22 protein-coding genes and 1 pseudogene are annotated in these 21,461 nt (G+C 64.8%); 12 read left to right on the top strand and 11 right to left on the bottom strand.

Annotation, left to right across the window (positions count from 1 at the left end):
* Positions 1-145: 145 nt before the first annotated feature.
* On the bottom strand, positions 146-1,957 hold the full coding sequence (gene ybaL / locus Amn_RS02385; protein ID WP_286294459.1) for a YbaL family putative K(+) efflux transporter: 1,812 nt from the start codon (positions 1,955-1,957) through the stop codon (positions 146-148).
* A gap of 192 nt (positions 1,958-2,149) precedes the next feature.
* Positions 2,150-2,599 carry a baeRF12 domain-containing protein gene (locus Amn_RS02390; protein ID WP_286294460.1) on the bottom strand — a complete coding sequence of 150 codons (450 nt, stop codon included), beginning with the start codon at positions 2,597-2,599 and terminating at the stop codon, positions 2,150-2,152.
* 421 nt (positions 2,600-3,020) lie between these two features.
* Between Amn_RS02390 and cysG the strand changes: the two genes are divergently transcribed.
* The 6 genes and pseudogenes from cysG to Amn_RS02420 all read left to right on the top strand — a co-directional run bounded on the left by cysG (position 3,021) and on the right by Amn_RS02420 (position 8,641).
* Positions 3,021-4,472, top strand: coding sequence for a siroheme synthase CysG (cysG, locus tag Amn_RS02395; RefSeq protein ID WP_286294461.1), 1,452 nt, complete (start codon positions 3,021-3,023; stop codon positions 4,470-4,472).
* Positions 4,469-4,774, top strand: a complete 306-nt coding sequence (locus Amn_RS02400) for a DUF2849 domain-containing protein (protein ID WP_067954908.1) — start codon at positions 4,469-4,471, stop codon at positions 4,772-4,774. Before cysG ends, Amn_RS02400 begins: the two co-directional genes overlap by 4 nt.
* A 20-nt stretch (positions 4,775-4,794) precedes the next feature.
* Positions 4,795-6,465, top strand: coding sequence for a nitrite/sulfite reductase (locus Amn_RS02405; protein WP_067954905.1), 1,671 nt, complete (start codon positions 4,795-4,797; stop codon positions 6,463-6,465).
* Entirely contained in the window at positions 6,440-7,198 is a 759-nt protein-coding gene (locus Amn_RS02410; protein WP_067954904.1) for a phosphoadenylyl-sulfate reductase, read from the top strand. Before Amn_RS02405 ends, Amn_RS02410 begins: the two co-directional genes overlap by 26 nt.
* A gap of 12 nt (positions 7,199-7,210) precedes the next feature.
* Positions 7,211-7,747 (top strand): DUF934 domain-containing protein, encoded by a 537-nt coding sequence (locus Amn_RS02415; protein ID WP_067954902.1) that lies wholly within the window; start codon positions 7,211-7,213, stop codon positions 7,745-7,747.
* 136 nt (positions 7,748-7,883) lie between these two features.
* Positions 7,884-8,641: pseudogene (locus Amn_RS02420) on the top strand (IS5 family transposase).
* Positions 8,642-8,654: 13 nt separating this feature from the next.
* Here Amn_RS02420 and Amn_RS02425 read toward each other — a convergent pair.
* On the bottom strand, positions 8,655-8,864 hold the full coding sequence (locus tag Amn_RS02425) for a hypothetical protein (RefSeq protein WP_154384561.1): 210 nt from the start codon (positions 8,862-8,864) through the stop codon (positions 8,655-8,657).
* A 253-nt stretch (positions 8,865-9,117) separates the two neighbouring features.
* Between Amn_RS02425 and grpE the strand changes: the two genes are divergently transcribed.
* The 4 genes from grpE to Amn_RS02445 all read left to right on the top strand — a co-directional run bounded on the left by grpE (position 9,118) and on the right by Amn_RS02445 (position 12,299).
* Positions 9,118-9,750, top strand: a complete 633-nt coding sequence (gene grpE, locus Amn_RS02430; RefSeq protein ID WP_286294463.1) for a nucleotide exchange factor GrpE — start codon at positions 9,118-9,120, stop codon at positions 9,748-9,750.
* 121 nt (positions 9,751-9,871) lie between these two features.
* Complete coding sequence (locus Amn_RS02435; protein ID WP_192319107.1) at positions 9,872-10,504, top strand: trimeric intracellular cation channel family protein; 633 nt, start codon at positions 9,872-9,874, stop codon at positions 10,502-10,504.
* A gap of 69 nt (positions 10,505-10,573) precedes the next feature.
* Positions 10,574-11,926 (top strand): NAD(P)/FAD-dependent oxidoreductase, encoded by a 1,353-nt coding sequence (locus tag Amn_RS02440; protein WP_286294464.1) that lies wholly within the window; start codon positions 10,574-10,576, stop codon positions 11,924-11,926.
* 25 nt (positions 11,927-11,951) lie between these two features.
* Complete coding sequence (locus Amn_RS02445) at positions 11,952-12,299, top strand: hypothetical protein (RefSeq protein WP_263005345.1); 348 nt, start codon at positions 11,952-11,954, stop codon at positions 12,297-12,299.
* Between the two features lie 26 nt (positions 12,300-12,325).
* Here the strand turns inward: Amn_RS02445 and Amn_RS02450 are convergent, their stop codons facing one another.
* The 8 genes from Amn_RS02450 to Amn_RS02485 all read right to left on the bottom strand — a co-directional run bounded on the left by Amn_RS02450 (position 12,326) and on the right by Amn_RS02485 (position 20,182).
* Positions 12,326-12,805 carry an SRPBCC family protein gene (locus tag Amn_RS02450; RefSeq protein WP_286294465.1) on the bottom strand — a complete coding sequence of 160 codons (480 nt, stop codon included), beginning with the start codon at positions 12,803-12,805 and terminating at the stop codon, positions 12,326-12,328.
* A 20-nt stretch (positions 12,806-12,825) separates the two neighbouring features.
* Complete coding sequence (locus Amn_RS02455; protein ID WP_067954892.1) at positions 12,826-13,179, bottom strand: MmcQ/YjbR family DNA-binding protein; 354 nt, start codon at positions 13,177-13,179, stop codon at positions 12,826-12,828.
* 4 nt (positions 13,180-13,183) lie between these two features.
* On the bottom strand, positions 13,184-14,014 hold the full coding sequence (gene olsB, locus Amn_RS02460) for a l-ornithine N(alpha)-acyltransferase (RefSeq protein ID WP_246787043.1): 831 nt from the start codon (positions 14,012-14,014) through the stop codon (positions 13,184-13,186).
* A gap of 201 nt (positions 14,015-14,215) precedes the next feature.
* Positions 14,216-16,507: a PAS domain-containing hybrid sensor histidine kinase/response regulator gene (locus tag Amn_RS02465; protein WP_263005342.1), complete on the bottom strand. Its 2,292-nt coding sequence runs from the start codon at positions 16,505-16,507 to the stop codon at positions 14,216-14,218.
* A 101-nt stretch (positions 16,508-16,608) separates the two neighbouring features.
* Positions 16,609-17,226 carry an SH3 domain-containing protein gene (locus Amn_RS02470; RefSeq protein WP_182585764.1) on the bottom strand — a complete coding sequence of 206 codons (618 nt, stop codon included), beginning with the start codon at positions 17,224-17,226 and terminating at the stop codon, positions 16,609-16,611.
* Between the two features lie 408 nt (positions 17,227-17,634).
* Positions 17,635-18,126: a signal peptidase II gene (lspA, locus tag Amn_RS02475; protein ID WP_067954885.1), complete on the bottom strand. Its 492-nt coding sequence runs from the start codon at positions 18,124-18,126 to the stop codon at positions 17,635-17,637.
* A gap of 113 nt (positions 18,127-18,239) precedes the next feature.
* On the bottom strand, positions 18,240-19,076 hold the full coding sequence (locus Amn_RS02480) for a TrmH family RNA methyltransferase (RefSeq protein ID WP_067954883.1): 837 nt from the start codon (positions 19,074-19,076) through the stop codon (positions 18,240-18,242).
* Positions 19,073-20,182 (bottom strand): RsmD family RNA methyltransferase, encoded by a 1,110-nt coding sequence (locus Amn_RS02485; protein ID WP_067954881.1) that lies wholly within the window; start codon positions 20,180-20,182, stop codon positions 19,073-19,075. Before Amn_RS02485 ends, Amn_RS02480 begins: the two co-directional genes overlap by 4 nt.
* Positions 20,183-20,324: 142 nt before the next feature.
* Here Amn_RS02485 and Amn_RS02490 point away from each other — a divergent pair, with 142 nt between their 5' ends.
* Together Amn_RS02490 and Amn_RS02495 are read left to right on the top strand one after the other, a co-directional pair.
* Positions 20,325-21,017, top strand: a complete 693-nt coding sequence (locus Amn_RS02490; RefSeq protein ID WP_154384564.1) for a helix-turn-helix transcriptional regulator — start codon at positions 20,325-20,327, stop codon at positions 21,015-21,017.
* A 66-nt stretch (positions 21,018-21,083) separates the two neighbouring features.
* Positions 21,084-21,461: a VOC family protein gene (locus Amn_RS02495; protein ID WP_067954878.1), complete on the top strand. Its 378-nt coding sequence runs from the start codon at positions 21,084-21,086 to the stop codon at positions 21,459-21,461.

Consider the following 21,461-nt stretch of genomic DNA (forward strand, 5'->3'; position numbering starts at 1 on the left):
TTGGCATCTGCTCCCCGAAATCAATCCAAAAGCTCAATCAACCCACAAAACAAAACCCCGCCGAAATTCGACGGGGTTTGTCAGCAGTCTGAAGGCCGCGCTGATGCGCGGCCTTTTTGCTTTGGTGGGCTTTGCTTCGGCCGGCTCAGGCCGCCGCCGGCGGGGCGTCGGGTTCTGGATCGTTGGCCGGCGGTTTGCCCGAACCTTCCAGTACCTGTTCGACGATGCCGCGGGCGATCTCGCGCTCGCCCATGATCACCTTGTCGGCGCCGAGCCCGGTCAGGTGCTCGACCTCGGCGTCGGAATGGGCACGAGCGATGATCAGCATGCCGGGGTTGGCGGCCTTGGCCTTGAGCACGATCTGGCCGGCCTCGAAGGCATTGGGGATGGCCAGGATCAGACGCCTGGCGCCGGCGGCATTGGCCGCGCCGAACACCTCGCCCTTGACCGCGTTGCCGGCGACAGTCTCGACGCCGTCTGCCATCAGCCTGGCGATGGTCTTGTCCGAGTCCTCGATGACCAGGAAGGGCAGGCCGGCGTCCTTGAGCGACTGGCCGACCAGCGAGCCGACGCGGCCGTAGCCGATCAGGATGGTGTGGTCGGTGAGTTTTGTCGGTGGCGGCGTGTCGTCGTCGACCTTGGCCGATGCCACTGGCGTGGTGGTGGCGACTTCGCCGGGCTCGGTGGCCGGGCCGATCGGCACGGCTTCGACTGTTTCCGGCACCTTGCCCGAGCGCTTTTCCAGCCACGGCTTCAACCGCGCGACGCCGGCAAAGACCACCGGGTTGAGTACGATCGACAGGATGGCGCCCGCAAGGATCAGGTCACGGCCTTTTTCGGGCAATAGGCCTAACCCCACGCCGAGCTCGGCCAAAATGAACGAGAACTCGCCGATCTGCGCGAGGCTGGCCGAGATGATCAGCGCTGTCGCCACCGGATAGCCGAAGGCAATCACGATCAGGAAGGCGGCGACCGACTTGCCGATGATGATGATGAACAGCGTGGCAAGGATCGGCCAGGTGTTGCTGAGCAGGCTGGTCGGGTCGAACAGCATGCCGACCGAAACGAAGAACAGTACCGAAAACGCGTCGCGCAGCGGCAGCGTTTCCTCCGCCGCCTGATGGCTGAGCTCGGATTCGCTCATGATCATGCCGGCGAAGAAGGCGCCCAGCGCCAGCGAGACGCCGAACAGCTTGGCGGCACCGAAGGCGACGCCGAGCGCGATCGCCAGCACCGACAGGCGGAACAGTTCGCGCGAGCCGGTGTGGGCGACGTAGTGCAGAACCCACGGGATGACCCGGCGGCCGACGACCATCATGACCACGACGAAGGCCGCGACCTTGGCCAACGTCAGGCCGATGACGCCCCAGACGCCGAAATCGAAGCGCAGGGCAAGGATGTTGGGAGTCTCGGTCGTCTGAGCTTCGCCGCCGAGTACGCCGGCAAGCGCGGGCAGCAGCACCAGCGCCAGCACCATCGCCAGATCTTCGACGATCAGCCAGCCGACGGCGATGCGGCCGCGTTCGGTCTCGATCATCCGCCGCTCCTGCAGCGCGCGCAAAAGCACGACGGTAGAGGCGACCGAAAGCGCCAGGCCGAAGACGAGGCCGGCGCCAAGCGACCAGCCGAGCATCCAGGCAAGGCCTGCGCCAAGCGCCGTGGCAAAGGCAATCTGGACGATTGCGCCGGGCACCGCAATGGCGCGGACGGAGAGCAGGTCCTTGAGCGAGAAATGCAGGCCAACGCCGAACATCAGCAGGATGACGCCGATCTCGGCGAGCTCAAGCGCCAGCTCCTGGTCGGCGACGAAGCCGGGCGTGTTCGGCCCGACCAGCACGCCGGCGATCAGATAGCCGACGAGCGGCGGAACCTTGAAGCGATTGGCGAGCGCGCCGAAGATGAATGCCAGCCCCAGACCGGCGACGATGGTTGCGATGAGGGGCGTGTCATGCGGCATTGTCCCGGCGGCACCTTTCGAAAATGAGCATTGTTTTGGGGCGCGGCGGCGAAATCCGCTGCATTTCCAATATGGTGGACGCAGGCGCGCATGCGCAACCCTAAGCGGCCAAGAAACTTGGCCGATATCAAGAAAAGTGCCGGCAATCGCTGCCGGCACGCAAGGAACTGGATTTCTGAACGACGGCTGGGATCAGGCCGCCATCAGGATGGTCTCGATGTCGCTGACGCTGTGATTGGTCAGCGTCTTGGCAATCTCCGCCGCAACGCGCTCGTCGACCTCCTTGTGCAGCTTCTTGCGCAACTCGCCGAGCACCAGCGGCGGTGCCACCAGGATGATCTCGCGGAAATCGCCGGCATGGGCGAATGTGTACAGCCGGGCAGCGATCTCGTCGGCGAAGCGCTCCTTGGCGATACGGTGCCAGTCGGTGTCGTCGACTGCGCTGCGGTGGATCGAGGGCCCGTCGCTGGAGCGGCCGGGACGATCGCTGCCCTGTTCGCGCGTCGGCGGGTTGTCCTGCTCCATCTCGCGCACGACCTCGAGGTTGGGGTATTTGGTGTCGCCCCGGTTCTTCAGGAACAGCGCCTTTTCGCCATCCGCTACCAGCACCCAGATGCCGTGCTTCAGTTTGAGGTGGGTCATGTCGTGCTCCTTCTGCTGTCAGCCCCTTTTGCGGAACGTCGACGGTTGATGGATGTTCCGGACAAGTGGCGAATCGAGGATTGAGCGCCGTCACGCTTAATTCTACTAACTTAGTAGAAATTAGGAAAAACGCATCCGGGCGGCTTTTCGGTTCGGTACCGCGTCTCGGCACAAGTGGGGCATCGCCAACCCTTGTAACTCCGGCGATTTCAAGGGCTGCGGGCGGTCAGCCTGACATTTGCGGGCATTGTCGCAGGCGTAGCTCGGAAACATGTGCGTCGACCAGCAGTTGGAATAATTTTCTCTTGAGGCATCAGGGCGGGCAAAAGCGATTGCCTCCCTTCTCGACGCGCGCGAGTGCATTTCTTCTGCAGCGCAGCAAGGGCGGCTAAAAATGGCAGACATTCCGGAACCCTGCGTCATGACCCCAGCTGCCGCCAAGCTCAACGCATTCCCGATCTTCCTCAAGGTCGAAGGCGAAGCCGTGGTCATCGTCGGCGGTGGCGACGAGGCGCTGGCTAAGGCCCGTTTGCTTACCCAGTCGAGCGCCGAAATCCGCATCATCGCCGACCATGTCGAGCCGCATCTGCGCGACTGGATCGCTGCCAACGGCGCGACCCGCATCCATGCGCCCTATGACGCCTCGCTGATCGAGCGCGCCGTGATGGTGTTCGCTGCGACCGGCGACGAGGCGCTCGACCGTCGCATCTCTGTCGATGCGCGTGAACTGGGCATTCCGGTCAACGCCGTCGACCGTCCCGAGCTCTGCGATTTCTTTACCCCCGCTCTGGTCAATCGTGCGCCGGTCGCCGTTGCTATCGGCACCGAAGGGGCAGGGCCTGTCCTGGCCCAGATGATCCGCGCCCGCGTCGACCGCATGCTGTCGCCGCATCTCGGCGCACTGGCGACGCTTGGCGCCGGCTTCCGCGACGCCGTCGAGCGCCTGCTGCCCAGGGGCAATGTCCGCCGCGGCTTCTGGCGCGAATTCTTCGAAGGCGCGCCGGCGCGTGCGCTCGACAACGGCCAGCTTGCCGATGCGCATGACGCGGCGACCGAGCTTTTGCTGCAGAAAGGCGCGATCAAGGGTCACGTTGCGCTCGTCGGCGCCGGTCCTGGCGCCGAGGATCTTCTGACGCTACGCGCCCATCGCCTTTTGATGGAAGCCGACGTCATTGTCCATGACGCGCTGGTTCCCGAGGCGGTGATCTCGATGGGCCGTCGCGATGCCGAGCGCCTGCCGGTCGGCAAGCGCAAGGGCTGCCACTCCAAGACCCAATCCGAGATCAATGACCTGCTGGTCGAGCTGGCGCAGGCCGGCAAGCGCGTCGTCCGCCTCAAGTCGGGCGACCCGCTGGTGTTCGGCCGCGCCGGCGAGGAAATGCAGGCGATGCGCGATGCCGGCGTGTCTTACGAGGTCGTGCCGGGCGTTACCTCGGCCTTCGCCGCCGCCGCCGACTTCGAGTTGCCGCTGACGCTGCGCGGCGTCACCTCCTCGATGGTGTTCACGACAGGCCACGACCTCAAGGGCGGTTCGCTGCCCGACTGGGCCAAACTCGCCATCTCTGGCGCGACGGTCGCCGTCTATATGGGCCGCTCGGTCGCCGCCGACGTCGCCGGCCGCCTGATCGACGCCGGGCTGTCGCCCGATACGGCGGTGGCCGTCGTCGAGAACGCCAGCCTGAAGAACCGCCGCCGCTTTCACGGCACGCTCGCCGACCTGCCGTCGCTCGAAACGCGCAGCGATCTCGACGGCCCGGTCATGACGATCATCGGCGATGCGGTCGCCGGCGCCAACTTTGAACTTTCCGAGCCGCTCGCGGCACACAGGCACGAACAGGCCGCCCGCGCGGCGCTCGAAGGAAGCAGGGCATGAAAATCCTTACCGCCAACAGGCTGACCGACGGCGAGGCTGTGTGGTTCGCGGCCGACGGTACCTGGGCAGAGACAATCGATGTCGCCGAGACCGTCGGCGACAAGGCCGGCGAAGCTCGCCTGGAGGCGATCGGCAAGGCCGCCTACGACAACAACGAAGTCGTTGACGTCAACCTCATCGACGTCAGCGTCGTCAACGGTGCGATCCAGCCGCTCAGGCTGCGCGAGGTCATCCGCGCCGCTGGTCCCAGCAATCGCCTCGACCTTGGCAAGCAAGCCCGGCCCGCCGCCGGCGCCGCCTGAACACAGACCGGAAGACGACCATGTACCGTTACGACGAGTTCGACCATGATTTCGTGAAGGCCCGCGTCGCCGATTTCAGCGACCAGGTCGAGCGTCGCCTTGCCGGCGAGATCACCGAGGATCAGTTCCGGCCGCTGCGCCTGATGAACGGCGTCTATCTCCAGCTGCACGCCTACATGCTGCGCATCGCCGTGCCTTACGGCACGCTGAGTTCAAAGCAGATGCGCATGCTCGGCCACATCGCCCGCAAATACGACAAGGGCTACGGTCACTTCACCACGCGCCAGAACATCCAGTTCAACTGGCCCGCACTGTCGGATATTCCTGCGATCCTCGCCGACCTCGCTTCGGTCGAGATGCACGCCATCCAGACCTCGGGCAATTGCATCCGCAATGTCACGGCCGATCACTTCGCTGGTGCTGCCGCCGACGAGGCTGCCGACCCGCGTCCCTATGCCGAGATCCTGCGGCAGTGGTCGTCGGTGCATCCGGAGTTCTCGTATCTGCCGCGCAAGTTCAAGATCGCGGTGACGGGTGCCGAGCGCGACCGCGCCGCCATCCAGACCCACGACATCGGCCTGCATCTGAAGAAGAACGACAAGGGCGAGCTTGGTTTTGCCGTCTATATCGGCGGTGGCCAGGGCCGCACGCCGATGGTCGCCAAGAAAATCCGCGACTTCCTGCCGGAAGAGCACCTGTTGTCCTACACCACCGCGATCCTGCGCGTGTACAATTTGCACGGTCGCCGCGACAACAAGTACAAGGCGCGCATCAAGATCCTGGTCCATGAGACCGGCGTCGACGAGATCGTTCGCCAGGTCGAGCATGAGTGGCAGGCACTGAAGGACGGCGAACTCAGGCTGCCCGAGGCCGATGTCGCCGCGATCCAGTCCTATTTTGCGCCGCCGGCGCTGACGGCTCGGCCGGGAGGCGACGAGGCCGTCAAGCTGGCTCGGCTCGATTCCAGGAGTTTTGGCGACTGGGTCGACCAGAACGTCTTCACCCACCGCAATCCCGACTACGCCGCGGTGACGATCTCGCTCAAGGGCATCGGCGAAGTGCCGGGCGACGCCACCGACAGCCAGATGGAGGCTGTCGCCGACATCGCCGAGAAATACGGCTTCGACGAGATCCGCGTCAGCCACGAGCAGAACCTGATCCTGCCGCACGTCGCTCGCGCCGACCTCAAGGCGGTCTATGACGCGCTGGTGGCGATCGAGCTCGCGACGTCGAACTCCAACCTGATCAGCGACATCATCGCTTGCCCGGGCCTCGACTATTGCGCCCTGGCCAACGCCCGATCGATCCCGGTGGCTCAGGAAATCTCCAGGCGTTTTGCCTCGCTGGAACGCCAGCGCGACATCGGCGAGCTGAAGCTCAAGATCTCCGGCTGCATCAATGCCTGCGGCCACCACCATGTTGGCCATATCGGTATCCTCGGCGTCGAGAAGAAGGGCGCGGAACTCTACCAGGTGACGCTCGGCGGCTCGGCCGACGAGCACACCTCGGTCGGCGAGATCATCGGCCGCGGCTTCGGCCCGGAAGAGATCACCGACGCCATCGAGACGATCGTCGAGACCTATCTCGGCATCCGCCTCGACCGTTCGGAAAAGTTCCTCGACGCCTATCGCCGTGTCGGCCCAGCGCCGTTCAAGGAGGCGCTTTATGCTAGCGAAGCCAAGGCAGCCTGACGCCGGGACCGAAGCTCAGGTTCTGGCCGAGGCTGTGGCGCTCGACGCGCTCTACGGGCATCTGTCACCCGTCGAAGTCATCGCGCGCACTGCCACCGAGCGCTTTGTCGGCGAGATTGCGGCCGTCTCGTCCTTCGGGGCGGATTCAGCCGTGCTACTGCACATGATTTCAGAGGTCGACCGCAAGCTGCCGGTGATCTTTCTCGACACCGGCAAGCACTTCGGCGAGACGCTCGACTATCGCGATGCACTGGCCGCCGATTTTGGTCTGACGGACATTCGCATCGTCACGCCCGACGAGGCAGCACTTGCCCGCATCGACCCGACCGGCAATCTGCACCAGACGAGCACCGACGCCTGCTGCGACGTGCGCAAGGTCGAGCCGATGGCGCGTGGCGTCGAGCCGTTCCGGGCCTGGTTCACCGGCCGCAAGCGTTTCCAGGCCGCCACACGCGCGGCCCTGCCGGTGTTCGAGCAGGTCGGCCCCCGCTTCCGCATCAATCCGCTGGCGCGCTGGACCACCTCCGACCTCGCCGACTACATGCGCAAGCACGCGTTGCGCGAGAACCCGCTGGTCGCCTATGGTTACCTTTCGATCGGCTGCTTTCCCTGCACGCAGATCGTCAAACCGGGCGAGGACGCGCGCAGTGGACGCTGGGCCGGACAGGCCAAGACCGAGTGCGGCATCCATCTTTCGGGTCTCGAACAGTCGCTGACCGACGCATCACTTTAGGAATTCTTTTTCATGACCGAAGCGACACCAGCGCCGCGCCTCTGGACACCAGAAGGCTTCAGGGACGATGGCTGGACCCATGCCGAGGATGCGAGCGCGCTTTCCGGCAACAGCCGGGTGATCCTGCCGCTTCAGGCCTTTCTCGAGCTTTCGGCCGAACAGCGCGAAGCCGCAAAGGAACGTCTCGGCGTGTTGCTGCAGCCCGGCGACCAGCTCGAGGAGATCATCGACCATCTCGCCCACTTGTCGCTGGTGGCGCTTGCCTTTCCGGCCTTCAACGACGGCCGGTCCTTCTCCAAGGCCGAATTGCTGCGCAGCCGCCACGACTTCGAAGGTGTGGTGCGCGCCACCGGCCAGGTGCTGATCGATCAGTTGCCGCACATGTTGCGCGTCGGCTTCAACGAATTCGAGGTGTCGCACCCAGTGCTGTTGAAACGGCTCGAGGCCGGCCAGGTCGGCGGCTTGCCGCTCTACTACCAGCCGACCGCCAAGCCGGCGGCAACGCCTGGGGAAGGCGCGAAGTATTCCTGGCGCCGCAGCGCGACCTGAGCGCCGCAGAGCGACGGGAAAATGGCTGGAACCCTGGACTGAAGCGCGCAGCGCGCTAGGGCCAATCGACATTCAGGATTCCCGGCGGGATGGAAGCGTGATTCATAGGTTTCCGTGATTTGGCGGAGACCTGATGATGTCAGTGAAACGATATGAACTGAGCGAGGTGCAGTGGCGGCGGATCGCAGCACTGTTGCCGGGCAAGGCTGGAGATCCGGGACGGACTGGCTCTGACAACCGTCTTTTCGTCAATGGTGTGCTGTGGGTGCTTCGATCGGGCGCCCATTGGCATGACCTGCCGGAGCGCTACGGCAAGTGGAAGACACTGCACAAGCGCTTCTCGCGCTGGTCCAAGGCGAAGGTCTGGGAGCGGGTCTTCGACGACCTCACCAAGGACCGGGACAACCAATACCTGATGCTCGACAGCACCTTGGTCCGCGCCCACCAGCAGGCGGCGACCGGAAAAGGGGGGACAAAAATCAGGCTCTGGGGCGTTCCCGAGGCGGATTGACCACCAAGATCCACATGCTCGCCGACAGCTTCGGCCGCCCGCTGAGGTTCCTGCTCGCCGCTGGCCAGAGCCACGATATCCTTGCCGCGCCGATGCTGCTGCAAGGCTACACCGCTGAGGCCGTTCTGGCCGATCGAGCCTATGATTCCAATGCCTTGCGCAGCCTCATCGCCGAAATCGGCGCCAAGGTGGTCATCCCCTCCACCCGCTCCAGATCACAACCCATCCCGCATGATCCGCTCATCTACCGATGCCGCAACCATATTGAGCGATGCTTCAACAAGCTCAAGCACTTCCGACGTTTCGCCACCCGCTACGACCGGCGCGCCATCCACTTCCTCGGCTTCATCCACATCGCCGCAACCATGATCTGGATCCGCTGAATGTCGATTCAGCCTAGCTTCTGCGGAGCATCTTGCGAAGCGGCTTGTCGTGCTCGGCGGCATCCAGCCTGTCGAGCAGGCGGCGCAGTTTCTTGGGCAGATGTTCGTCGGCCTGGAACGCCGGCAGCGCTTCCAGCACGCGCAGATTGCTTTCGGAGGCCAGCTCTCGCCTGATGTTCGTCGCCACCTTGGCTGCTGTCTTGCTGATGCGTGCGCTGGACATGGTCGAGACCTGTTTTCGCTGGCAAAACTCCCGCCAGATGCAAATGGTTCCCACATTGCTTGCCCGCCGCAGACATGGTCGGCCCGGATGGTAAAACTTGAATTAACATTGAATGGCTGGTGCCGGCCGCACCGGCGATGAGGCGCCGAAAGGCGCGGCATCCGGTCCCGGCGGCCCTTGCCCCTTGATTTTTGGCACCCAAACCTCGATATCGGGCGCAACTTAGAACGTGTCCAAACAACGGGAAATGGCGATGAGCGATCAGGCAAAAGACGAACGCGTGCTCGACGAAGCCGCGACTGCCGAGGCCCAGGCCGACAAGATCGAAGGCAGCGTCGAAGGTGATTATGAAGCCCTCGTAAGGCTGCTCAAGGAAAACGAGGAGCTGAAGGACCGCGCCCTGCGCGCCGCGGCCGAGATGGAAAACCTGCGCCGCCGTACCGCGCGCGACGTGCAGGATGCCCGCGCCTATTCGGTCGCGAATTTCGCCCGCGACATGCTGTCGGTCTCGGACAACCTGCGCCGGGCGATCGAGGCCGTCACGGACGATGCCAAGGCAGCTGGCGGTGCTGGACTGGCCAGCCTGATCGAGGGCGTCGAGGTGACCGAGCGGTCGATGCTGTCGGCGCTGGAGCGTCACGGCGTGCGCAAGCTCGACCCTCTGGGTGAGAAGTTCGATCCGAACTTTCACCAGGCGATGTTCGAAGTGCCGAACCCCGACGTCGCCGCCAACACGGTCGTGCATGTCGCCCAGTCCGGCTACACCATCGGCGACCGCGTGCTGCGCCCGGCCATGGTCGGCGTTGCCAAGGGCGGCCCCAAGCATGTCGCCGATGCCCCGGCCGAACCTGGCCCGGTCAACGAGCAGGCCGAGAAAGACGCCTGAAAAGCGAATAGCGAATAGGGAGTAGCGAACAGGGAATTCATCGCTACAGTGACCCCAAAGACAGGGGGGCTGCAATGTTCTTTCCCTACGCGCGATTCACCACTCCCTATTCGCTCCTTCCATGAACCCTCTGCTCTACCTCGACTATGCCGGCGTGGCGGTGTTTGCCGCCACAGGTGCGCTTGCCGCCTCGCGCAAGGAGCTCGACGTCATCGGCTTCCTGTTCCTGGCGAGCTTTACCGGCATCGGCGGCGGCACCGTTCGCGACGTCATCCTCGGCCTGCCGGTTTTCTGGGTGATCAATCCGGCCTATGTGCTGGTCTGTGCTTCGGTCGCGGTGCTGGTCTTCTTCACCGCCCATCTTGTCGAATCCCGCTACAAGCTGCTGCTCTGGCTCGATGCGCTCGGCATGGCCGCCTATGCCGCCATCGGCGCGGCCAAGGGGCTGGAGGCCACGGGGTCGCCGACCGTCGCCATCATCATGGGCATGCTGACAGCCACTTTCGGCGGCATCCTGCGTGATCTGCTTGCAGGCGAGCCGTCGGTGCTGCTGAAGCCCGAGATCTATGTTTCCGCGGCGATGACGGGCGCCGCCATCTACACGCTTGCCGAACTGGCGGAATTGCCGACTGAGTTGTCGACCGTCGTTGCCTTCGTCGCGGCCTTCATGGTGCGTGGCGGTGCGCTGAGGTTCGGCTGGACCTTTCCTGCCTATCGCAGCCGTCCCGGCCGCCGCCCCGAAGATATTCCCTGAGAAAGCTGGCTCTATACCTGTCCGCGGCGCCGGTTCTACTATGTGCCGACGAAGCAGAGGACAGGTCAGATGCAGCATCGCGTGGTGGTCGTGGGCGCCGGCTTCGGCGGGCTTGAGGTCGTCAAGGGGCTGGCAGGCGCAGCAGTCAGCGTCACCTTCATCGACCGGCGCAACCATCACCTGTTCCAGCCTCTGCTCTACCAGGTAGCGACGGCTTCGCTGGCCACCTCAGAGATCGCCTGGCCGATCCGTTCGCTGGTCTGGAACAGGCCGGACGTGACAACAATCCTGGCCAGCGTCACCGGCGTTGATGCCGAACGGCGCCACGTTCTGCTCGAAGGTGGCGAGACGGTACCCTATGACAGCTTGGTGCTGGCGACCGGGGCGCGGCACGCATATTTCGGTCACGACGAGTGGGAGCCCTTTGCGCTCGGCCTGAAGACGCTCGAGGACGCAACGACCATCCGCCGCCGCATCCTGGTAGCGTTCGAACGCGCCGAACGGGAGACAGATACGGAAAAGCAGGCGGCACTGCTGACCTTCGTCATCGTCGGTGCCGGCCCCACCGGGGTGGAAATGGCCGGAACGATCGCCGAACTGGCGCGGGACACGCTGCCGCGCGATTTCCGCAACATCGACACCGGCAAGGCGCGGGTGGTGCTGATCGAGGCCGGTCCGCGCGTCCTTGGCGGGTTCCCCGACGACCTTTCCGAATATGCGTTGCGCTCGCTGCGCAAGCTCGGCATCGAGGTCGAACTCGGTCGCGCCGTCTCCGACTGCAACGCCGACAGCGTCACCTATGGCGACACCAGGCTGGCGACGAAGACCATCATCTGGGCCGCCGGTGTTCGCGCATCGCCCGCCGCCGAATGGCTCGGTGCCCCGGCCGACAGGGCCGGCCGTCTCCAGGTCATGCCCGACCTGACGGTGCCCGGCCACGCCGAGATCTTCGCCGTCGGCGACATGGTGACGGTGAACGGGCCGGACGGGAGGCCGGCGCCCGGCATCGCTCCCGCCGCCAAGCAGCAGGGCCAGCACGTCGCCTCCAGCATCAAGGCTCGGCTGCGCGGCGACGCCGGGCCGCGGCCGTTCCACTACCGCCACCAGGGTAGCCTGGCGCAGATCGGCAAGCGACGCGCGGTCATCGATTTCGGATGGATCAAGCTGAAAGGGGCGCTGGCGTGGTGGTTGTGGGGCATCGCCCATATCTACTTCCTCATCGGCTCGCGGGCGCGGCTGAGCGTCGCCATCAACTGGTTGTGGATTCACGCCCGCAACCAGCGCGGCGCCCGTCTGATCACCCAAGGCGAGGCGCAGATCGACGCGAGCGGCGTTGCCGCCGTCGACGAGCTGGCAACCGCCGACGCGTTGCGCCGGCCCCCTGCGGCGGACGCCATGCATGCGCCGCCCACGCCTCAATGACCGCCTTCGCCGGGGCGCCGCTGGCATGACCGGGCAGAACCAGCCGCACCGCCTCATAGCTATCCTTGGCTATGTGGGCCTTGTCGTCGCACTGCCCATCGCCTTGTTCGGGCTGATGCCAGCGAACGAGTATACTGCTTGGGGCGGCGCGGGCATCGACTGCGACGGCCCTGGCCCGGTGCTGCTCTTCGGCACTCTCGGATTGGCGATCTATGGCGCGGGCGCGGTCCTCAACGGCAGGCATTTCAGAAAACCGTTGCGGCTGCTGGTCGCCGGGACCTGCATGCTGGTCTGCCTGGCGCTGATGGCCAACATCGCCGACGCCGTCAGGGAGCAGCGGGTCAACGATCTCGCTTCCGATACCTGCGGCTGATCAGATGCCTCGCGCGACTGGCACCCTTAGCGGGCTTCGACGAAGGCCGCGAGGTTTTCAAGCGACGAGGCGATGCCCTCGCGATGGTCGTCCTCGCTGATGCCCGGGGGCACGTTTTCGCAGCTGACGGTGACCCGTGTGCCGCCTTCGACCGGTTCCAGTGTCGTCACGATCCGCATGGTCCCGGCAAAGGACGGGTCGTCCGATTCGAATTCGACGAGCTCGATGACGCGGCGGCCAGGAATCAGTTCGGCAAACCGGCCCTCGAAGACATCGGCATTGTCGGTGGTCTTGCCGTGCCCATGCTCGTCTTCATAGATGAAGGCCATACGAAAGGTGCCGCCCTCGCGCGCGTCGAAGGCCAGGACTTTGCCGCGCATGCCCTGTGGCGGACGCCAGCTCGCCACGGCTTGCGGCTCGATCAGCGCCCGGTAGATGATGTCGGGCGTAGCCTTGATGAGGCGCGATCCCGTGTCCGTCCGTCCGTGCTCACCAGCGCCTGCCATCTGCGCCTCGTCCCTGTTCGTCAGCCGGCTGCTTGCCGCGCCTTGAGCAGGCTCTTCGGTGCCTGCCTCAACCAGGCGTGTTCGAGCTTTGTCCTCAGCTGATCGGCTGGAATGTCGTGGATGCGCACCAGGAACACCGGCCAGCCCTTGTAGTGGGCGGTCTCGAAATAGAGATGCGGATCGGCCTCCATCAGCATCTCCTTTTCCTCGAGCGCGCACACCACCGCCACCGTGTCGGCATCCTTGACGCGGCAGAGGAATTTCTTGCGGACGTGAAGCGACGGCGTGCCGTAGGAGGTGCCTTCGACCACCTCAGCCAGTCCTTCGGCCGCAGCTAGCAGCTTGTCGAAGGCAGGCCGGAGGTCGTCGGTCATGGCACTAGGCGGCGAAGCGCTGGGTTTCGCCGCCGTAATAGTTGATGTAGCGGGCGCCGATTTCCTTGACCGGCATGACGATGAAGACGTCGGTCGTGCCGAAGTCGTGGTCGATGACGCAGCCGTCGCCGATCTTGGCGCCAACGCGCAGATAACCCTTGATCAGCGGCGGCATCGCAGCGATCGCCGACTTGGCGTTGACTGCTTCGATCGGCATCAGGTCCATGGCGCAATAGCGTCCGGCAACTGCCCGCACGTCCCAGTCTGCGCTGGTGCGGCAGTGATGGGCGAGATAGGTCAGCGCCTCGGCATGCGCTGCGGGCACAGTGCCGTGGAACGATGCGCAACCGGTCATGACGTCGATGTCATAGCGGTTCAGATAGGCCCAGATGCCTTGCCACAGCGCCTCGATGGTGCGCTTGGAGCGGTATTCGGGCAGCACGCAGGAACGGCCGAGTTCGAGGAAGCGCTGGCCGGGATGGCGGGCGATGAGCTTGTTCAGCTCGAACTCGTCGTCGGAGTAGAAGCCGCCGGCCGCCGTTGCGCGCTCTTGGCGCAGCAGGCGATAGGTGCCGACGATTCGGCGATGCTCGGGGCCATTGATCGAGGTATCGAAGACCAGCAGGTGATCGCAAATATCGTCGAACCGGTCGGCGTCGCGCCGCTCGATCGAGTGCAGCGCCTGCTTCCTGGCACCGAGTTCGTCGAAGAACACGCGGTAGCGCACTTCCTGGGCGGCGGCGATTTCCGCCTCGTCCCGGGCGAGGCGAACCTCAAGCGTCCCGATCCGTCCGAGCGGCGTCCCTGGCAGTAAAGGTTTGGAAGGCACTGTCACCTTGGCGCCGTTGGCTTTCTGAGTGTCACTGTCCGGCAAGGCTGTATGCACGGGTGATTCTCCTTCGAGCCATCCCTCCTGGCGCGGGGATACGGTGTCGGTGCTACAGGATTGTGACAGTATCGTGATCAACCTGTCGCGGCAAGTCTGGGCGGGCAAGCAACGTCGAGTAGCCGGCTAGGAAAATCACCGTGATTTAGTTCACGCAGCGGCCCGCTGCTCGACGAGATTGATCAGGACATCGGGGTCGAGCGGCTTGGTGACGAAGCCGCTGGCGCCATGGGCGAGCACCGCGTGGCGGGTTTTTTCCTGGCTGTCGGCGGACAGCACCATGATCGGCACGGCAGCCAGGCCATGCTGCTCCTCATGCCTGCGAATGGCCGAAATGGCGTCCAATCCGTCCATCACGGGCATATGCATGTCCATCAGCACGACATCGTAGCGCCGCTTGCGGCTGGCGCCCGTCACCGCTTCGACGGCGGCCTTGCCATTGTTGACGACGTCGACGCGATGGCCTGCTTTCACCAGCACGGCGCGGGCGAGCATGGCATTGATGTCGTTGTCCTCGGCGATCAGCACCGACAGGCCGCGAAGCTGCGAATGATTCGCGGGCTTGGCCGCAGCGCGACGGCTGGCAAGCTGCGGCTTGCCCGGCACCACGCCCTGATTCGCCAGAAGTATCCGCAGCAGCGTCTCGCCGCGAACCGGCCGGGCCAGGAAGGTGGCATAGCCGCTGGCGCGCAGTTCGCCGAGCAGTCCGCGGTCGGTCGGCGCGATCAACGTGATCGCCTCGCTGGCGGAGAAGCCGGTTTCGCGCAATTGCTTGAGCAGACGGCCGTCATTGTCCTCGAGCGCGGCGTCGACCAGCAGCGCGTTGCAGCCTTCGGCGAATGCGGCGGCCTGTTCGGGCGTCACCGCAATGTCGGCGCGGCCGCCATGCGCGCGAATGGTTTCGGCCAGTGCTTCTGCCTCGGTGGTGTTTCTTGACAGGATGACGGCACATCGGCCGGCCAGCGCATCGGCATTGGTCTGGGGCGTATCGGTTGCGCCAAAAGCCGGCAGTTCGAAGGCGAATTGCGAGCCTTCGCCGGGTTGGCTGGTGACGGTGATCGTGCCGCCCATGGCGGTGACCAGCCGTCTGGAGATGGCGAGCCCGAGCCCGGCGCCGCCATGCGAGCGTGTCGAGGTGCCGTCGGCCTGCTCGAACTCCTCGAAGATGCGCTCGACGTCCTCGGGACGCAGGCCGGGGCCGGTATCGCTCACTGTGAAGCGGATCTTGCCGGGATGGTCGTCGCCGGTCCGCTTGACGCTGAGCCGGACGCCCCCGGCGTCGGTGAACTTGATGGCGTTACCGATCAGGTTGAGCAGCACCTGGCGGACGCGGCCAGGATCGGCCGAGATCATCTGCGGCACGTTGGACGCGACATGGCAGCCGAGCCCGATGCCCTTGGCGAATGCGCGCGACGCCAAAAGCTCGACGACACTGTCGGCGATCTCGCGCGGCGACATCGGCTGGGGCTCGGGATCGAAGCGGCCCGCCTCGATCTTGGAGTAGTCGAGCAGGTCCTCGATCAGCGCCAGAAGCGCGCTGGCCGAGGTCGAGACGGCGCCGACATAGGTGCGCTGCTCGGGCGACAGTTCGGTGTCGTGCAGAAGCTTGGCCATGCCCATGATACCGTTCATCGGCGTGCGGATCTCGTGGCTTACGGTTGCCAGGAAGCGCGACTTCGCCTGGCTGGCATATTCGGCGCGCTCGCGGGCGCCGATAAGGGCGGCTTCGGCGCGCTTGCGGGCGGTGATGTCGCGGGCGATGGCCCGGTGCGACACTGCGTTGCTGGCCTTGTCGCGCACCGAAAGCTCGATCCACGAGAACCAGCGCACGACGCCGTTGGAGCGGATGCCGACATCGGTAGAGCTCAGGCATTCGCCGTCTGAGAAGGCGGCGTCCGGCACCACGCCGACATCGACGCCGAGTTCGGCAAGCGTGCGGCCGGCGAGATCGCGCGGGTCCTGGCCGATGAGTCCGGCGAACACCTTGTTGGCATAGACGATGCGACCGTCGCGGTCGCGATGGACGACAAGATCGCCAAGCGCGTCGATGAGGCCGCGGAAGCGCTCTTCGCTTTCCTGCAACTCCCACATCCGGTCGGCAAGGGTCTCGATCTCGGCCCGGTTGCGCGAAGCGTTCTCGGTGATCTCTTCCGCGGCTCGCGCGCGCTCGCCCAGGCTGCGCGACAACAGCACCATGCCGGCGAGGCCGATGGCAAACAGGCTGGCGCTGATGAAAACAGGCGCGCCGGTCAGATGCGCGAGGCCCGACAGCACCAGCACCGCGACGATGATCGCGAAATAGAGGCCGCGCGGCGGCTCCTTCGGCAAAGCGGGGGCAAGCGGTGGCGGCGTGATGATACGGCGGTGCGACTGGGCATCGGTGTCGGCGATGGCCGCGCCTTGCGTCGTCTTTTCTCCCGTCGTGCCAGATTCCGTCATCATGGCGGAAGCCTAGCACCGAGAGCTTAGGGAAGATTTTGGCAGATAGATCGAATTTTAGCGGTCGTGCTTTTTAGCAATAGGACGGCCGGGAAATACTGCGATTACTGGACGTAGCTCTTGTAAACGTAGCCGCGCTTGCCGTTGAAAACGATTTCGCACCATTGGGTGCAGGAAACCAGTTCGACTGAGGTCTTGGCCGGAATGACGCCGAGCACCGCGCCGCCTTTTTGCGGTTTGGCGCGCATGTTGACCGAGCGCTTGATGACGGCAGCCTTGCCGCCCTCGCGGGCCTCGGCAGGCTTCGCCTCGGCGTCGATCGCCTTGACTGCTGCGGTTTCGGCCGGATCGGTCTTGGCGTTGGTGTCGGTCAGCGCGAGTGCCGCCGTCTCGGTCGGGTCCTTGGCGATGACCTTTTCGGCGCCGGGAATGGCCGGCATGGCTTCGAGCGGTTGGGTTGCGCCCGCCTTGACCACCTGCGCCCATCGCGGGTCGGCGGCCAATGGCATGTCGGAGGCTTCCTCGGCGGCAGCATCCGAAACGATGATCGAGCTGGCAGCGGAAGCGACGCGGCTCTTGCGGCCGGTTGGCTCGGCGATGATGGTGGTGATCTTTTCCTTGGATGGCTCGGTCTCGACCTGCCTGGCTTCCTGCACGGTGTCGGCCGAGTTCTGGCCCATATGAGGCACGATGAAGAGGGCGGAGACGGCGGTTACGCTCATCAGGGCGGTCATTGCCAATACACCGCAAACCAAGCCGCGGTTCGGCGCGTTCTCGCGCCAGGAAGCCGGCTCGGCTTTCATAAACATCATCGCGGAGCGCGGCTGATTGGCTGCGCCCAACCCGAAGGGCATTTTCACTAGCAACTCTCCACTCAGGCCCCAAGTGCTCGGAATAGCGAGCTCCCCCACCTGTCGTTTTGACCCGCAAATCTACGCCGCGTAGCCGCCAGACAGTTCAGTCGGTACCTTTCGGCCCGTCCACCAAACGCACCATGATGAGCGATTGTGGCAGACCTTGGACCCGATTGCGACCTTAGTGAAAAAAATCTTAACCGCTTAGTCAAGTCTGTGGGTAAGCTGCGGATGACCTCACGGCTCTGTCACATATTGTATTGTGACTTGATCGACCTATTTGTCGGCCGCCTTGGGTTCGCTGCGGCTGCGCCGCCAGGCGATGAATTCATCCAGCACCACCAGCGCTGCGCCCACCGAAATGAACACATCCGCCAGGTTGAAGATGGCAAAAGACCACACCGGCGTGTGGAACAATATGTAGTCGATGACGTGGCCGTAGACGGTGCGGTCGATGAGGTTTCCCAGCGCGCCGCCGACGATCAGCGCAAAGCCGAAGCGCGAGATCACCTGCGCTGGCGTGGTCTTGATGGCGAGGAAGGTGACGAAGGCGACGACGACAGTCGTCAGCACGATCAGGCCGGTATCGCCGACATTGGAGAACATCGAGAACGCGATGCCGGTGTTGTAGGTGCGATAGAGCGCCAGGAACGGCAGCAGGTCGACCTTGTCGTGCATGACAAGATTGGCCTCGACGAGCACCTTGATCCATTGGTCGAGTGCCACGGCAAGAGCTGCGACGATCCCGTAGACTGCGACTGGCTTCAACAGCGGCCTCCTTCAGCGCCGCGTACCCTCCCGGGCACGCATGGGACGCCGTAACAGTTTGATTTCGTGCATGATCCTTTCCAAAAATCGAAGCTGATTTTTGGGGTCATGCACTAAAGCTTCAGCGCGCCGCGCCGGATTTCGAACAGCATGACGCCGGTAGCGACAGCCAGATTGAGCGAATCGGCGCGGCCCGCCTGCGGGATGCGCAAAAGCTTGTCGCAGGCGTCGGCGAGATTGTCGGGAAGGCCCTGCTGCTCGTTGCCCATCATCAACAGCACCGGGCGGTTGCCAAAATCGACGGACCGGTAATCGACAGCGCCCTTGAGATGCGTGCCGGCGACGGTGCCGGGGAAGTTCTTGCGCCATTCGAGGAAGGCATCCGGATGCGTCTTGGCAACAGGCACGGCGAAGATCGAGCCCATGGTCGCCCGCACGGTTTCGAGTGAGAAAGGGTCGGTGGTGTCGCCGACCAGGATGACGCCCTTGGCGCCAACCGCATCGACGGTGCGGATGACGGTGCCGAGATTGCCGGGATCGCGCACCCGGTCGAGCGCCACCCAGACGTCGTTGCCTTTCGGCCTGATGTCCTTGAGCGGCACGAAACGCTGGCTGAACACGCCGACAACCGCCTGCGGATTGTCGCGGCGGGTGATCGCCGTCAGCACTTTTTCCGAGACTTCGAGCACGTCGCCGCCCAGCGCCACGGTGCGCGCGGCGATCTTTTCGACTGCCTGGTTGCCGAGCGCCGACTTGGCGAAGATCAAAGTCTTGATCGTCCATCCGAGGTCGAGCGCGTCGATCACCAGCTTCAGGCCTTCGGCCAAAAAGGCGTTCTGCTGGTCGCGGAATTTCTTCAGCGAGAGCGCCTTGATGTCCTTGACCAGCGGGTTGGCCAGGCTGGTCACTTCCTTGACGCGGCCAGGGGCTCCGGTGCGGTGTTCGCTCATTTGGCCACCCAGCGTGAGAACAGCGATGTCGAAAGCGCCCGTCCTGCCGACTTCTCGCGGATGACGAGTTCGCCCGATTCGATGGTGCCGCCCATGCCGGCGAAGGTATCGCGCATCAGGGCATGGATGGCGAAGAACGAGGCGCGGATCGAATAGGCAGTAAGCACCACCGCCAGCGGCTTCGGCGTCAGGATCGAGCGGCAGATGTCGGTCATCGCCGGCAGGCTCTCGAACAGCTGCCACACCTCACCCTTGGGACCGCGGCCATAGGCCGGCGGATCGAACAGGATGATGTCGTAGCGGCTGCCGCGACGCTCCTCGCGCTCGACGAACTTCATCGCATCCTCGCAGATCCAGCGGATCGGCTTGCTGGAAAGGCCTGCCATTTCCTGGTTCTCGCGGGCCCAGCCGATGGCCTTCTTCGAGGCGTCGACATGGGTCACTTCGGCGCCGGCACGCGCCGCGACCAGCGAGGCAAGGCCGGTGTAGCCGAACAAATTGAGCACCTTGACCGGGCGTTTGGCGTCGTCGATCAACCGGGCCATGTGGTCCCAGTGCGTCGCCTGTTCGGGAAAGACGCCGACATGGCGGAACGAGGTGAAACGGCCCTGGTAGGACAAGCCGTCATGACGCATCGGCCATGTTTCGCCGAGCGGCGCCTTCGGAAAGCGCCAGCGGCCAATGCCTTCTTCGTCAGTGTCGCCGGTGAAGACGGCGTCGGCGCGGTCCCAGTCCTTCGCCGGCAGCGCGCGCTGCCAGATCGCCTGTCCCTCTGGGCGGACGATGCGGTAGGGGCCGTATTGTTCGAGCTTCTGGCCGTCGCCGCTGTCGAGCAGCGCATAGTCATCGTTCGGCGCAACCTCGAGGATCAGCGGCAGGCGTTCGGCCGGCAGTGCGCCTTCGCGGCGGGCAAGCTTGCGCGGTTCCGATTTCGGCTCGGCCTGATGCTTTGGTTCTGCCTGATGGTCCTGGCGCAGGGTTGCGCGTTGCTCCGGCTTGCGCTCTGGCTGCCGCTCGGTGCGGTCGCGCGTCTGTGCGGGAGCGGCACCGCCCTTGCGGGGCGGCTGCGGGCGGCTGTCGCGGCGTTTGTCGCGCGGATGCTTCAAGGAACGGCGTCTCCGGATGGTTGGCCGCTTTTGACACAGGCCACGGTACACCGCAACCGGACGGGCGGTCGCGGGCGTCTCGCAGCCGCCTTCCGGCGCCGCCGTCTCCGCTCTATCGTGCTGCCAAACCCGCCCGAGAATCATGTCGCGCTCCGAACGCCTGCTCGACCTCATCCAGATCCTGCGCCGCCACCGCCGGCCGGTGAGCGGCTTGACGCTTGCCGGCGAGCTGGACGTGTCGATCCGCACGCTCTACCGCGACATCGCTACCCTGCAGGGCCAAGGAGCGCCGATCGAGGGCGAACCGGGGCTGGGGTATGTGCTGAAGCCCGGCTTCATGCTGCCGCCGCTGATGTTCACCGACGAGGAGATCGAGGCGATCGTGCTCGGCTCGCGCTGGGTGGCGAAGCAGCCGGACACAAGGCTGTCTGCGGCCGCCGCCGATGCGCTCGCCAAGATCGCTGCCGTGCTGCCCGACGATTTGCGCGAGGAGCTTGACGCCACGGCCCTTCTGGTTGGCCCGAGTGCCGAGGCGACACGCGAGGGCGCTGATCTCGGCATCATCCGCCAGGCGATCCGCGCCGAGCGCAAGCTAGAGATGACCTATCAGGACGCTTCGGGCACCGGCTCGCGGCGCATCGTCTGGCCCTTTGCGCTCGGGTTCTTCGACAAGGTCCGCGTCATGGTGGCGTGGTGCGAGATGCGCCAGGATTTTCGCCACTTTCGCGCCGACCGCATTTCGGAACTCGCCGCGATCGACACTCGCTATCCGCGCCGCCGCGCCGCCATGCTGAAGGAATGGCGGGCGACGCTCGACACCACAAGGAAGCTTTGAACGCCACTGCCAGAATCTGACAGTGGTGCCGGCTAGGGTTCTCCGCATCCAACAAGGAGAACAGCGATGCGCAGCCCCAACTTCATTATTCTTTATGTCGACAAGCCGGAAGCCAGCGGTGCCTTCTATGCCAAGCTGCTCGGCCGCCAGCCGGTGGAGACGTCACCGACCTTTGTCATGTTCGTGCTCGACAACGGTTTCAAGCTCGGCTTGTGGTCGCGCCGCACCGCTCAGCCGGCGGCGTCCGCAGCGGGTGGCGGAGCGGAACTGGTGCTTGCCGTGGAATCGCCCGGGGCGGTTGACGCGACCCATTCAGACTGGGCGGGCCGTGGACTCAACATTCTGCAGGCGCCAACCGACATGGATTTCGGCCGCACCTTCGTCGCGCTCGACCCTGACAATCATCGCTTGCGTGTCTACTGCCTCGACGAAGCGGCGGTGTAG

It is taken from the genome of Aminobacter sp. Y103A, assembly GCF_030294925.1.
Taxonomy (GTDB): Bacteria; Pseudomonadota; Alphaproteobacteria; order Rhizobiales; family Rhizobiaceae; genus Aminobacter; species Aminobacter ciceronei.